A 14,674-nucleotide genomic window follows, 5' to 3' on the forward strand; every position below is an offset into this window, starting at 1 on the left:
AGAGATATTTGCGCTCTTTTTATACAAAAAATGCGGTTAATGAAACAATCAATTTGTTTCATCAACCGCATTTCTCATAGAACCTTTAAAAGAAGGTCTATTCAGCGATTTCTAAAGCGATTTCCATCATTTGAGTGAATGATGTTTGTCGTTCTTCAGCAGTAGTCGCTTCATCTCTTAAAATGTGGTCGCTTACTGTAAAGATGCCTAAAGCTTTTTTGCCAGCACTAATAGCATTTAAATATAAGCCAGCTGATTCCATTTCAATACCTAAGATACCCATTTTTTGCCAGCTATCATTAAATGTAGCATCAGCATTATAGAAAGTGTCTGATGAAAGAATATTACCCACATGACTTGTTGCGCCAATCTCATCGGCAGCTTTTTTAGCTTTTGTAACTAATTCAAAGTCTGCGATTGGAGCAAAGTGACCTGGAATATTAAATTGATCTACATAATTTGAATTAGTTGAAGCAGCTTGTGCAATAATAACATCATATAAATTTACGTCTTCTTGTAATGCACCACATGAACCAACACGAATAATTGTTTCTACATCAAAGAAATTATATAGCTCATAAGAGTAAATCCCAATACTAGGAATACCCATACCTGAACCCATTACTGAAATTTCTTTTCCTTTGTAAGTACCAGTATAGCCAAACATATTACGAACTTCGTTAAATTGTTCAACGTTTTCTAAGAAGTTGTCAGCAATATATTTTGCGCGTAATGGGTCACCAGGCATTAAAACTGTTTTAGCAATTTTAGTTCCTTTAGGTTGAATATGAGGTGTACCATTTGTCATTCCTATCTTCTCCTTAATATTCATAGTTAAGATTAAGATAACATTTGTTTAACTTTTTTGCGAATTTTTGTACTATATAAGTGAGGTACTATTTTGAAGAATAGGCGAAATGATAACTATTAACAACATATTGGAGGACTAAACTATGAATTATGCAAAATATATCGATCACACATTATTAAAGCCTGAGTCTACACGTGAACAAATCGATAACATTATTAAAGAAGCTAAGGAATATGGTTTCAAATCAATTTGTGTTAACCCAACACATGTTAACTACGCAGCGGAGCAATTGAAAGATTCTGATGTATTAGTTTGTACAGTTATTGGCTTTCCTTTAGGTGCTACAACTACAGAAACTAAGGTATTTGAAACTAAAAATGCCATCGATAACGGTGCTTCAGAAATTGACATGGTAATCAATGTAGGTGCGCTTAAAGATAAACGTTACGACGATGTTAAAAAAGACATTCAAGAAGTCGTTAACGCTGCTAACGGTAAAACAGTTAAAGTAATTATTGAAACTGTTTTATTAACTGATGAAGAGAAAGTAAAAGCTTCTGAATTAGCTAAAGAAGCAGGCGCTCACTTTGTAAAAACGTCAACAGGTTTCGCTGGAGGCGGCGCTACACCTGAAGATGTGAAATTAATGAAAGACACAGTTGGCGATGATTTAGAAGTGAAAGCTTCTGGTGGTGTACGTAACCTTGAAGACTTCAATAAGATGATCGATGCTGGTGCTACACGTATTGGTGCTAGTGCAGGTGTTCAAATTATTCAAGGTTTAGAATCTGATTCTGATTATTAATTTTCAGAAAAAGGGCAGCAATTAGAGAAAACAACATTATAGAAAGGGGTTCAGAACGATGAGAATGGTAGATATCATTGAGAAAAAACGTGATGGGAAAACTTTAACGAAAGAAGAAATTGAATTCTTTGTAGAGGGATATACTAAAGGTGATATTCCAGACTATCAAGCCTCAAGTTTAGCAATGGCAATTTATTTCCAAGATATGACTGATGAAGAACGTGCAGCCTTAACAATGGCAATGGTTAATTCTGGAGATGTCATTGATTTATCTCAAATTAAAGGTGTGAAAGTAGATAAACATTCGACAGGTGGTGTAGGTGATACTACGACCCTCGTGTTAGCGCCATTAGTTGCAGCAATAGGCGTGCCAGTTGCTAAAATGAGTGGACGTGGCTTAGGTCACACGGGTGGTACAATAGATAAACTTGAATCGATTGAAGGTTTCCATGTAGAAATTTCAGAAAAGGAATTTATTAAGCTCGTTAATGATAACCAAGTTGCTGTTATCGGACAATCCGGTAATTTAACACCAGCAGATAAAAAATTATATGCATTAAGAGATGTAACTGGTACGGTAAACTCTATTCCATTAATCGCCTCATCTATTATGAGTAAAAAGATTGCTGCTGGCGCAGACGCTATTGTGTTAGATGTTAAAACGGGTAATGGTGCATTTATGAAGACAATTGTGGATGCTGAGAATTTAGCACATGCTATGGTAAGTATCGGTAATAATGTTGGTAGAAATACTATGGCGATTATTTCAGATATGAGCCAACCATTAGGTCGTGCTATCGGTAATGCTTTAGAATTAAAAGAAGCCATTGATACATTAAAAGGCGAAGGGCCTGAAGACTTAACTGAATTAGTATTAACATTAGATTCTCAAATGGTAGTTCTTGCAGGTAAAGCAGACTCGCTTGATCAAGCACGTCAACTATTATTGGATGCAATTAAAGATGGGTCGGCATTAGCTAAATTCAAGACATTTTTAGAGAACCAAGGTGGCGATGCATCAGTAGTGGATGCGCCTGAAAAGTTACCGACTGCAAAATATCAAATTGATTATAAAGCGAAAATTAGCGGTGTAGTAGCAGAACTAATTGCTAATGAAATTGGTGTAGCATCAATGATGTTAGGCGCTGGTAGACAAACTAAAGAAGACGACATCGATTTAAGTGTAGGCATTGTATTAAATAAGAAAGTGGGCGACAGCGTCAATGAAGGTGACTCATTATTAACGATTCATAGTAACCGCGAAGATATTGATGACGTGATTGCTAAACTTGATGAAAGCATTACAATTAAAGACCAAGCGACTGCACCAAATTTAATTCATAAAATTATTACAGAGTAGGAGTGTTTCATTATGACGACACCTTTTAAACGGGTACATTTAATTGTTATGGACTCAGTAGGTATTGGTGAAGGACCAGATGCGGCAGCATTTAACGATGAAGGATCACATACACTTAAACATACATTAGAAGGTTTCAATCAAGAATTACCCAATTTACAACGTTTAGGTTTAGGTAACATTGACGATTTACCTGTCGTAAATAAAGTAGAAAACCCAGGAGCATTCTACACTAAATTAAGTGAAGCTTCAGTTGGTAAAGATACAATGACAGGTCACTGGGAAATTATGGGGCTTAATATTATGCAACCATTCAAAGTGTATCCTAATGGCTTTCCTGATGAATTAATTCAAGAAATTGAATCAATGACTGGACGCAAAGTCGTAGCGAATAAACCAGCATCAGGTACTGCAATTATTGATGAACTTGGTGAACATCAAATGAAGACAGGAGATTTAATCGTTTATACAAGCGCTGACCCTGTATTACAAATCGCTGCTCATGAAGATATTATTCCATTAGAAGAACTTTACGATATTTGCGAAAAGGTCCGTGAGTTAACGAAAGACCCTAAATATTTAATTGGTCGTGTCATCGCTCGTCCATATGTTGGCGAACCTGGTAACTTCACACGTACATCAAACCGTCATGATTATGCGTTAAAACCATTTGGTAAAACAGTTATGAATAGCCTTAAAGATAATGATTATGATGTTATTGCAATTGGTAAAATTAATGACATCTATGATGGCGAGGGTGTAACTGAAGCAATACGTACGAAAAATAATATGGATGGCATGGATCAATTAATTGACGTAGTTAAGAAAGACTTTAATGGTATTAGTTTCTTAAACTTAGTTGACTTTGATGCATTATACGGACACCGTCGTGATAAAGAAGGGTATGCACAAGCGATTAAAGATTTCGATGAACGTTTACCTGAATTAATTGAAAACTTGCAAGAAGATGATTTAGTCATTATTACTGCTGACCATGGTAATGATCCGATTGCTGATGGTACAGACCATACGCGTGAATATATTCCAGTATTAATGTTTAGTCCTAAAATTAAGGAATATCATGAACTATCTGGTGATACAACGTTTAGTTCTATTGGGGCGACTATTGCAGATAATTTCAACGTAGAATTACCAGAATTCGGAAAAAGCTATTTAAAAGAAATGGGAGTTGAACGTTAATGAAATTCTTTCGTTATTTACTTGGACTAGGATTTGGTACGGCAGGTGTTTTACATTTTACTAATGAACGCCAATTTAGAAATATCGTTCCAGACTATTTGCCATTACAAAAAACAGCAGTGTTAGTAACAGGTGTCTTTGAAATTTTCTTTGGCATTATGTTACTAGTTAAACGTCCAGCAGATTGGTTGAAAAAAGGTATGAACCTATTCTTACTATCTGTTCTACCTGCTAATGTTTATATGGCCCGTAAAAAATTGCCTTTAGGCGATAAACAAGTACCTACATGGGCGTTATATTTAAGATTACCATTACAATTTGTTTTAATGGGACTTATTAAAAAATTATAATTAGAACTTGAAATTCTTTTAAATTGATATATATTTAAAGGTGTTCTAAGAGAGATATTCACTTGTTTAAGTTGCTGGGGTGCTGTCTCTAAAGCAGTTCTTAAATGGATTATCATTTCACTTAAGTTGAGACGCTTGTCTAGGGGGCTGGGTCGAGCCTTGGTCTTGTAAAGTAGTTCTTAGGTAGATATTCACTTGTTTAAGTTGTTGCGCTTTCCGGTGGGAAAGGCTCAAGCCTGTAGTCTTGTAAAGGCGTTCTTAGATAGATACTCACTCACTTATGTTGCTAAGCTTTCCAGGGGTGCCGTCTCAGCCTGTAGTCTTCTAAAGAAATTCTTAGATGAACATTCACTCATTCTGTTGTGATGCTTGCCTAGGGGGCTGGGTCGAGCCTCGGTCTCGACACTCATCCTGCTCCCTCAGGCGTCACACAACGTCATTCGTAGTTCATCTTTAGAATTTCTTACATAAGTGCATAGCACTTATGTTCATTAATAATCAACATAGGAGTCTATGCAACTACATTTCGTAATCTATCTTAGAACGCCTTACACAAGTGCATTTGCACTTGTGTTCAATATGAAAAAAGCCAGGAGTCTTCACAACTACACTTCGTTATCTATCTTAGAACTACTCAAGTGTAAGCACTTAAGTTTATTTATAATTAATACAAGAATCGTGATAAAAAATATAAGAGTTTTATATGTAATTTTATATTAAAAATGTTTGAAAAAACTAAAAAAATCACCGCTTCTATCATTATTAAGAAGCGGTGATTTCTTTTTAGTTAATTAAATTATTTACCTTCTCCGAATACATCGTTCCATTGATCGCGTTTGTCTAAGAACGCTTGTGCAATTTCTTTAGCGCCTTCTAGAGAGTGGCTTGCAGCCCATCCGCATTGTACTTCATTACAAGCAGGTACTTCAGTAGCTTCTAACACATCATGTAATGTTTTTTCAATAATGTTTAACACATCTTCGTAATCATCATGATTAATGAATGATACATAGAAACCTGTTTGACAACCCATTGGACTTAAATCCACTACTTTATCAGTATGATTTCTAATATTTTCAGCCATTAAGTGTTCTAAAGAATGTAAACCAGGCATTTCCATATGTTCTTTGTTAGGTTGTTTGAAGCGAATATCATATTTTTTTATAACATCTCCATTTAAACCTTCCATTGTGCCTGCTAAGCGAACAAATGGTGCAACTACTTTAGTGTGATCTAAGTTAAAGCTTTCAACGTTCATTTTTGGCATAAATGTTCCTCCTAAATAAGACAATCATTTTAGATTCTTCAATAAGTTGATTGTAACAAGACTGTTCAGTATTTACAATTTTGCTAACTGAGGCAGTATACCACTTGCTTGAAATCTTCCTATTAAATATTGTGAGAAAATTTTGTAAATATAGATAAATTTAATGACAATAGATATTAAATCCGATAAAATAGGTAATAATTCATTTGAATGCGATTAAACTAATACTTAAATATAGCTTATAATACAAGGTTAATTTCGGCTATAAAAGGGAGTTATGATTTTATGAGTAATAAACAAGAAATTTTAGATTATATAGAGAATAAAAAATATGATTATGTTGAAATTAGTCATCGAATCCATGAACGCCCTGAATTAGGTAATGAAGAAATATTTGCATCAAGAACGTTGATTGATAAATTAAAAGAGAATGGATTTGACATTGAAACAGATATCGCTGGTCATGCTACAGGTTTTATTGCTACCTATGATTCGGAAAAAGAGGGACCGACGATTGGCTATTTAGCTGAATATGACGCGTTACCTGGATTAGGGCATGCTTGTGGTCATAATATTATAGGGACATCAAGTGTATTAGCTGGTTCAGCATTGAAACAAGTGGTCGACCATGTTGGGGGTAAAGTGGTCGTGTTAGGCTGTCCTGCTGAAGAGGGTGGTGAGAATGGTAGTGCTAAAGCTTCCTATGTGAAAGCTGGCGTTATCGATGATATTGACATAGCATTAATGATTCATCCTGGTAATGAAACGTATCCAACTATCAATACGCTAGCCGTTGATGTATTAGATATTAAATTTTATGGTAAGAGCGCGCATGCTTCTGAAAATGCAGACGAAGCATTGAACGCTTTGGATGCTATGATTTCTTACTTTAATGGTGTTGCACAACTAAGACAACATATTAAGAAAGGACAACGTGTGCATGGTGTCATCCTTGACGGAGGTAAAGCGGCAAATATTATACCTGACTTTACCCATGCAAGATTTTACACACGTGCTAGAACACGTAAAGAGTTAGATGTATTAACTGAAAAAGTAAATCAAATTGCTAGAGGCGCTGCGATTCAAACGGGATGTGATTATGAATTTGGACCTATTCAAAATGGTGTGAATGAGTTTATTAAGACGCCTAAACTTGATCAACTTTTCGAAAAATATGCGAATGAAGTAGGCGAAGAAGTTAGTCATGATGATTTTGGTTTCGGTTCTACAGATACGGGTAATGTCAGTCATATAGTACCTACGATTCACCCTCATGTGAAGATTGGGTCTAGAAATTTAGTTGGTCACACGCACCGATTTAGAGAAGCAGCTGCAAGTGTTCATGGTGATCAAGCATTAATTAGAGGAGCTAAAATAATAGCTTTAATGGGCTTAGAATTAATTGAAAATAAGGGATTGCTTGATGATATTGTTCAGCAGCACTCTCATATAAAGGGGCAAATTAAATAATGACAGAGAACACTAAAAGACCTATGTTGACGTTAAGTGATTTATATGATGAAACGATTGTATATAATTCAAGACCTTCATATATAGCAAACCCATGGCTTAAACCTGAAGAACATCAATCTAACTTTTTAACGGGAAGAGAAATGATTATTGCAGATAAGATGCCGATGATTTTACATGAAGCAAGCGTTACGGATAGATTACAACAATTATTTGATGTCATTGGTAAATCTATTCCTAAACATATTTATAAGTTTCATAATCGTGAAACTTATGAACATTTATTAAATGAGATTGCTGAAGATAAAGGAAAAAAGATTTATTTCCAATACGTTCATAGTGATGATGTGATTAATGAAGATTCATACGCTGTAGATAAAGAGGTATTTATCGCATTAAATAACAAAGCGCGTATACCAGAATGGACAAACAATAAATATTTACCAGATCGTGAAATTGTAGCTATTAACGATTTCAAAGCGCGTATTAAAGATTGGTCATTCCCATTTGTTATTAAGCCAGGGGACGAGTTACCGACTGCTGGTGGATATGGCGTAATGATTTGTTATAACGATGAAGATTTAGAAAAAGCAACAAAACGAATTTTTGATGCGACTGATGCAACAGAGCATTTGATTATCGAACAGAAAATAGAAGCGGTTAAAAATTACTGTGTGCAATACGCTTATTCAGAAGAATTAGGAATTAAATATCTCGGTACCGCACATCAAATTACAAATGAATATGGCTTTTATGCAGGTAATGAAAATGTTCATGAAGTACCACAAAAAGTAATTGATGCTGGTCGTGAGATTATGGAAAATGGTGTAGAACTAGGTTTCTTTGGAGTAGCAGGATTTGATTTATTATTGGATAAAAATGATGATGTCTTTGCTATCGATTTGAACTTTAGACAAAATGGTTCTACAAGCATGCTTTTATTACAACATGAGTTAAATCCTAATTATCAAAAGTTTTATAGTTACTTCTCTCGAGGAGATAACGAACACTTCTTTAATGTCATTCTTAAATATGTGGAAAAAGGTGTACTTTATCCATTATCTTATTATGATGGAGAATGGTTCGGCAAAGATAAAGTGAAATCACGTTTTGGTTGTATTTGGCATGGGAATTCAAAAGAAGAAGTGGAAGAATTAGAAAAAGCTTTTATAGCAGAGCTTGATAAATCAGAATTGTGAGAATATTTCGATTAAAAAATTAAAATTAAGCGTTCTAGAAAAAAATTTTCTAGAACGCTTTTATGTCTCATTCTCCTAAGTATATTGCACCTAATGCACCTGAAAATGCGCCATTTTCAATATAAAACGGTTTGCATCCTCTTAAAACAGTATAATCCTCAATTACTTCACGTAATAAAGAATTGTTATTGAACGATGAACCAATATAAACAACGTTCTCAGTTTTATATTCGCGTGCTACCGTAATAGCCATTGTTGTAATAACTTCTCCTACCACTCCGACTACTGAAGCCAATTTATTAGGAGCAGTGAAGTCTACATCCATATTATGAAGAACGTTACCAAAGTTTGCTGCTGTCAGTTCTCCAGAAATAGGAGGCTCAGTGTCTTTATAAATATGTTTGACTTTAAGATCTATCGTATCTCGATCACCAGCTTGGGCAAGGTTTGTTAACTGCTCATAATCTGAGATTTGAGTTAAAAGAAAACCTAAACCTTGAATCATACCTCCGCCAGTGCCGATACCACCTACACGTTGTTGCTGTTGACCATCAAAATAGTGTAAAGAAGTTCCTGTACCAACGTTCGCAAAGATATATTCTTTAATATCGTGACCTTGTTCTTTAAGTAGTATGCCAAGGCCTTTTGAAGAAGCATCAAATTCCACAAAAGTATTAGAGGAAGTATTTATGTTTTCAGCAATAACGCCGGCGTTTCCGCCAGTTAAACTAATTGCTTCAAACGTTTCATTATTTAACCATTTGATAACTTTATGTATATCAGTAGTTAGTTCAGTATGATAAGTACGTTCATTATCTTGTTCTTGAACGATTTTTATTAACGTACCTCCTGCATCAATACCTACTTTCATTTCATTCACCTCGTGATTTTATATGTCATACTAATAGTAAATGAAATTTGCCGAATTACAATAGCCTAATTTTAAAAAAATTAAAAGTTCAAAAAGTTACATCTAAATTGAATAGTATAAAAATTGGAATAACAAAGGAAAACATCTATAATAATATGTAACTTAATTGGAAGATGTAGGGGAGAAGACATGACTATTAAAAAGCAATTTGAAAATATTATAATTCAAGAATTTGAAGAGAAATATCGAGAAGATGTTGTGAACTTTGAATTAAGCGAACGTCAACAAATTTATTCATCATTACCCAAAACAGTATTAGAAGAAGCATTAAATGATGACAATAGAATTGCGAATATTGCGATAAACGAAGAGGGAGATGTAGTAGGGTTCTTTGTGTTACATCAGCACTATCAACATGAAGGTTATGATACTCCGGAAAATGTCGTTTATGTGCGTTCATTATCTATTAATGAGAAGTTTCAAGGACATGGTTATGGCACAACAATGATGATGTATTTACCACAATATGTCCAGGCACTATTTCCAGATTTCAATCATTTGTATTTAGTGGTGGATGCTGAAAATAAAGGTGCATGGAATGTATATGAGCGTGCAGGATTTATGCATGCTGCTACGAAAGAAGAAGGCCCTATCGGGAAGGAAAGATTATATTACTTAGATTTAGATTCAAAGCATGTCTCATCATTACGTCTAGCTGAGAATGAAGATTCAAGTATTGCTTCTTATAAAGTTGTAGATTTATTAAAAGATAACCAAAAAGTAGGGTTTATTGCGCTTGAACAACGTGAAGATAGAGTGAATATCGCAGCAATTGAAGTGAATAAAGATCAGCGTAAAGAAGGCATTGCAGAAAGTGCGCTACGTCAACTCCCTACATATATTCGTAAACATTTTAAAGATATTACGACTATAGTTATTACATTATTTGGGGAAAATAATGAATTAAAATCATTATGTATTAATAGTGGATTTGTTGAAATGAATCAATGTGAGGATTTAGTGATTTTTGAAAAATATATAAATTACTAAGAGAATAGCAATTGCGAAATCACTTGTTGTCATTTATAATTTATCTTTGTTACTATTAATTAATGAAAATTAACGAGTTATTATAAAATCCTTCGAAAGGAAGTTAAGTTATAATGAAAATTCAAGATTATACTAAAGAAATGGTTGACGAAAAATCATTCATCGATATGGCTTACACTTTATTACATGACAAAGGTTCAACAATGAACTTATACGATATCATTGATGAATTTAGAAGTTTAGGCGATTATGAATATGAAGAAATTGAAAATCGTGTGGTACAATTCTACACTGATTTAAATACAGATGGTCGCTTCTTAAATGTTGGGGAAAATCAATGGGGTCTTCGTGACTGGTATTCAGTGGATGACATTGAAGAAAAAATCGCGCCAACAATTCAAAAATTCGACATCCTTGATGATGACGATGAAGAAGATAAAAACCTTAAATTATTGGGCGATGATGAAATGGACGATGACGAGGATATTCCAGCTCAAACAGATGACCAAGAAACATTAAACGATCCAGAAGATGAAGAAGTTGAAGAAGTTGAAGATGAAATCAATGAATCTGATATTGTGATTGAAGAAGACGATGATGAAGACATCGCTGAAGAAGATGAAGAAGCATTCGAAGATGAAGAAGATTTCAACGACTAAATTTTAGTTTTGATTGACTTTTATTAAAAAGATGTTAAAATTTTATTCGGGCTCCTTTAAATAGGACACGTGTATAAATTTTATACGCTCCCCTTGCATCTATGTGAGAGGGAGCGATTTTTTTATTTTATTAACTTTTAATTATAAGTAATTGTTTAGAAAGGAAGCATCCCTTTATTAATTAGGAGGTCAGGAAATGACAAAATTTATTTTTGTAACAGGCGGAGTAGTGTCATCATTAGGTAAAGGTATCACAGCCGCTTCTCTAGGAAGATTGTTAAAAGATAGAGGTCTTAAAGTAACGATTCAAAAATTCGATCCATATTTAAACGTAGACCCAGGTACAATGAGTCCTTATCAACACGGAGAGGTATTTGTTACAGACGATGGTGCTGAAACTGACTTAGACTTAGGACATTATGAACGTTTCATAGATATTAATTTAAATAAATATTCAAATGTAACAGCTGGTAAAGTTTATTCTCACGTATTGAAGAAAGAACGTCGTGGCGATTATTTAGGCGGTACAGTACAAGTAATTCCACACATCACTAATGAAATCAAAGAACGATTATTATTAGCTGGAGAAAGCACTAATGCTGATGTAGTTATCACTGAAATCGGTGGTACAACTGGTGATATCGAATCATTACCATTCATTGAAGCGATTCGTCAAATTAGAAGTGACTTAGGTCGTGAAAATGTGATGTATGTACACTGTACTTTATTACCATATATTAAAGCAGCAGGCGAAATGAAAACGAAACCTACACAACACAGTGTTAAAGAATTACGTGGATTAGGTATTCAACCAGACCTTATTGTCGTACGTACAGAATATGAAATGACACAAGACTTAAAAGATAAAATTGCTTTATTCTGTGATATCAATAAAGAAAGTGTTATTGAATGTAGAGATGCATCTTCATTATATGAAATTCCTTTACAACTAAGCGCACAAGATATGGATGATATTGTTATCAAACGTTTAGATTTAGATGCTAAATACGATACACAATTAGATGAATGGCAATATTTATTAGATACAGTAAACTCATTAGACGGTACAATTACAATTGGCTTAGTAGGTAAATATGTAAGTTTACAAGATGCTTATTTATCTGTCGTAGAATCATTAAAACACGCGGGTTACCCATTGAAGAAAGATGTTGTCGTTAAATGGATTGATTCTAGTGAAGTTACAGATGAAAATGTAGAAAGCTACTTAAGTGATGTAGATGGTATCTTAGTACCTGGTGGTTTCGGATTTAGAGCAAGTGAAGGTAAAATTTCAGCGATTAAATATGCACGTGAAAATAACGTACCTTACTTCGGTATTTGCTTAGGTATGCAATTAGCAACAGTAGAATATGCAAGAAATGTATTAGGCTTAAAAGGCGCACATTCAGCAGAGTTAGATCCAAATACGCCTTATCCAATTATTGACTTACTTCCTGAACAAAAAGACATTGAAGATTTAGGTGGTACGTTACGTTTAGGATTATACCCATGTACTATTAAAGAAGGTACATTAGCACACCGTATTTATGATGCTACTAACATTGAAGAAAGACATCGTCATCGTTACGAATTTAACAATGAATACAGAGAACAACTTGAAGAGAACGGTATGGTATTCTCAGGAACTAGCCCAGATGGTCGTTTAGTTGAAATGGTAGAAATTCCTGAAAATGACTTCTTCGTAGCTTGTCAATTCCATCCTGAATTCTTATCAAGACCTAATAGACCGCAAGCTATTTTTAAAGCTTTTGTAGAAGCGGCTTATAAACATCAAAATCAAAATTAAATTAACAATGATATATAAAAGCACCTCCTTTCTATATTTAAAAAAGGAGGTGCTTTTACGTTGTAGTTATAGGTCTAAATCGCGTGTCATCTCAATCATTTGCGTATAAATTTCATAATAAATGTAATTAAAAGCCATTGTGTGAGGCTGAACAATTTTATCATAATCTTCTGTATAAACAATTGGACGAGGTGTAGCTAAATTAACAAAGTGCAGAAGATGTTCAGGGAGATCTTCTTGTTTAGGACGATTACAAATTAAAACAAAATCGATATCTTGATCAAGTAACTCTTGCACATCTTTAGCGACTTCCTCAGTATAAAAAGGAGAAAAAAGTAAAACACGATCTGTTGAATCGATTTCAGAGATAGATTTGATTTCAGATAGTCGCTTTGAAGATTGTAGTCGTTCTTCACTTTCTAAGATAAAGGGTTCGAAGAATTTTAAATCTCTATAACCTTTAATATAAACATAGCCTTCACCGCCAATCGCTTGTATTAAGCATTGTGCTGCCATTTGAATATCTAACGCTTGGTCTTCTAAACGATTAAATATACCGGTTAATTGTGTATGTAATATTTTAGACATGTTTATCCTCCATTTCATAAGTATTGTAATGAAATGTGCGAGGTTATGCAATTGTCTGGAATTTCAATTTTGCTTAATAATTTACGTTTTTTAATGATTTATATGTTTGAACGAGTATAAACATGCAATTAAAATTCTTTTCTGATATAATGATTTTGAAAAATTAGTGCAATTGCACCCAAGGAGGAACTTTCATGCCATTAGTTTCAATGAAAGAAATGTTAATAGATGCAAAAGAAAATGGTTATGCGGTTGGTCAATACAACATCAATAACCTAGAGTTTACACAAGCAATTTTAGAAGCTTCACAAGAGGAGAATGCTCCAGTAATTTTAGGTGTATCAGAAGGTGCTGCTCGTTACATGAGTGGTTTCTATACAGTAGTAAAAATGGTTGAAGGTTTAATGCACGACTTAAATATTACTGTACCAGTAGCAATTCACTTAGATCATGGTTCAAGTTTCGACAAATGTAAAGAAGCAATCGATGCAGGTTTCACATCTGTAATGATTGATGCTTCACATAGCCCATTTGATGAAAACGTTGAAATCACTTCTAAAGTAGTTGAATATGCACACCAACACGGTGTATCAGTAGAAGCTGAATTAGGTACAGTTGGTGGACAAGAAGATGATGTTGTTGGCGGTATCATCTATGCTGACCCTAAAGAATGTCAAGAATTAGTAGAAAGAACTGGTATTGATGCATTAGCACCTGCATTAGGCTCAGTACATGGTCCTTACAAAGGCGAACCTAAATTAGGTTTCAAAGAAATGGAAGAAATCGGTGCTTCAACTGGTTTACCATTAGTATTACATGGTGGTACTGGTATCCCTACAAAAGATATCCAAAAAGCAATCCCTTATGGTACAGCTAAAATCAATGTAAACACTGAAAACCAAATTTCTTCTGCTAAAGCAGTAAGAGAAGTTTTAAATAACGACCAAGATGTTTACGATCCACGTAAATACTTAGGACCTGCTCGTGAAGCAATTAAAGAAACAGTTAAAGGTAAAATTAGAGAATTTGGTACATCTAACCGTGCTAAATAATTAAGCTAGCTTATAATGCGCTTATTAAATAACTAATTTAAATGGAGTGTAACTCTGAATTCATATTTGAATTCAAGTTCACTCCATTTTTTATTTATAGCAATTTTGAATTAATAATTTTTTGAAAATGATTTATAATACTATTATACATAATACCTTTTAAAGGTTTTATACGATTACCAGAT

The 14,674-nt window shown here is 34.0% G+C and carries 14 protein-coding genes; 10 read left to right on the forward strand and 4 right to left on the reverse strand.

Annotated features, from left to right (window positions below; translation table 11 throughout):
- Window positions 1-97: 97 nt before the first annotated feature.
- Complete coding sequence (gene deoD / locus CD128_RS10430; RefSeq protein WP_103329846.1) at window positions 98-808, reverse strand: purine-nucleoside phosphorylase; 711 nt, start codon at window positions 806-808, stop codon at window positions 98-100.
- Window positions 809-953: 145 nt separating this feature from the next.
- Here deoD and deoC point away from each other — a divergent pair, with 145 nt between their 5' ends.
- The 4 genes from deoC to CD128_RS10450 are packed head-to-tail and all read left to right on the forward strand — an operon-like array spanning window position 954 to window position 4,526.
- Window positions 954-1,616 carry a deoxyribose-phosphate aldolase gene (deoC, locus tag CD128_RS10435; protein WP_103329847.1) on the forward strand — a complete coding sequence of 221 codons (663 nt, stop codon included), beginning with the start codon at window positions 954-956 and terminating at the stop codon, window positions 1,614-1,616.
- Between the two features lie 58 nt (window positions 1,617-1,674).
- The gene (locus tag CD128_RS10440; RefSeq protein ID WP_103329848.1) at window positions 1,675-2,976 is read left to right on the forward strand and encodes a pyrimidine-nucleoside phosphorylase; all 1,302 of its coding nucleotides are present in this window, start codon (window positions 1,675-1,677) and stop codon (window positions 2,974-2,976) included.
- A 12-nt stretch (window positions 2,977-2,988) separates the two neighbouring features.
- Entirely contained in the window at window positions 2,989-4,176 is a 1,188-nt protein-coding gene (gene deoB / locus CD128_RS10445) for a phosphopentomutase (RefSeq protein WP_103329849.1), read from the forward strand.
- Entirely contained in the window at window positions 4,176-4,526 is a 351-nt protein-coding gene (locus CD128_RS10450) for a DoxX family protein (RefSeq protein ID WP_103329850.1), read from the forward strand. Before deoB ends, CD128_RS10450 begins: the two co-directional genes overlap by 1 nt.
- A gap of 796 nt (window positions 4,527-5,322) precedes the next feature.
- Here the strand turns inward: CD128_RS10450 and CD128_RS10455 are convergent.
- On the reverse strand, window positions 5,323-5,793 hold the full coding sequence (locus CD128_RS10455) for an S-ribosylhomocysteine lyase (RefSeq protein ID WP_103329851.1): 471 nt from the start codon (window positions 5,791-5,793) through the stop codon (window positions 5,323-5,325).
- Between the two features lie 285 nt (window positions 5,794-6,078).
- Between CD128_RS10455 and CD128_RS10460 the strand changes: the two genes are divergently transcribed.
- Window positions 6,079-7,263 carry a M20 family metallopeptidase gene (locus tag CD128_RS10460; protein ID WP_103329852.1) on the forward strand — a complete coding sequence of 395 codons (1,185 nt, stop codon included), beginning with the start codon at window positions 6,079-6,081 and terminating at the stop codon, window positions 7,261-7,263.
- Window positions 7,263-8,462, forward strand: coding sequence for an L-aspartate--L-methionine ligase LdmS (gene ldmS, locus CD128_RS10465; RefSeq protein ID WP_103329853.1), 1,200 nt, complete (start codon window positions 7,263-7,265; stop codon window positions 8,460-8,462). The genes CD128_RS10460 and ldmS overlap by 1 nt, the downstream gene beginning before the upstream one ends.
- Window positions 8,463-8,529: 67 nt before the next feature.
- Here ldmS and coaW read toward each other — a convergent pair whose 3' ends face one another.
- A complete protein-coding gene (gene coaW, locus CD128_RS10470; protein ID WP_103329854.1) occupies window positions 8,530-9,333 on the reverse strand; it encodes a type II pantothenate kinase in 804 nt (267 codons plus the stop codon).
- Window positions 9,334-9,522: 189 nt separating this feature from the next.
- Here coaW and CD128_RS10475 point away from each other — a divergent pair, with 189 nt between their 5' ends.
- From CD128_RS10475 to CD128_RS10485, 3 genes are all read left to right on the forward strand, one after another.
- Window positions 9,523-10,383 (forward strand): GNAT family N-acetyltransferase, encoded by an 861-nt coding sequence (locus CD128_RS10475; protein WP_103329855.1) that lies wholly within the window; start codon window positions 9,523-9,525, stop codon window positions 10,381-10,383.
- A gap of 113 nt (window positions 10,384-10,496) precedes the next feature.
- On the forward strand, window positions 10,497-11,042 hold the full coding sequence (gene rpoE / locus CD128_RS10480) for a DNA-directed RNA polymerase subunit delta (protein ID WP_103329856.1): 546 nt from the start codon (window positions 10,497-10,499) through the stop codon (window positions 11,040-11,042).
- 196 nt (window positions 11,043-11,238) lie between these two features.
- Entirely contained in the window at window positions 11,239-12,849 is a 1,611-nt protein-coding gene (locus CD128_RS10485; protein WP_103329857.1) for a CTP synthase, read from the forward strand.
- Window positions 12,850-12,915: 66 nt separating this feature from the next.
- Here the strand turns inward: CD128_RS10485 and CD128_RS10490 are convergent, their stop codons facing one another.
- Complete coding sequence (locus CD128_RS10490) at window positions 12,916-13,437, reverse strand: DUF2529 domain-containing protein (protein ID WP_103329858.1); 522 nt, start codon at window positions 13,435-13,437, stop codon at window positions 12,916-12,918.
- A 194-nt stretch (window positions 13,438-13,631) separates the two neighbouring features.
- On the opposite strand from CD128_RS10490, the gene fdaB reads away from it, so the two are divergent.
- Window positions 13,632-14,489, forward strand: coding sequence for a class IIb fructose-bisphosphate aldolase FdaB (fdaB, locus tag CD128_RS10495; RefSeq protein ID WP_103298806.1), 858 nt, complete (start codon window positions 13,632-13,634; stop codon window positions 14,487-14,489).
- Window positions 14,490-14,674: the final 185 nt, after the last annotated feature.

Source organism: Staphylococcus croceilyticus (assembly GCF_002902575.1).
Lineage (GTDB): Bacteria > Bacillota > Bacilli > Staphylococcales > Staphylococcaceae > Staphylococcus > Staphylococcus croceilyticus.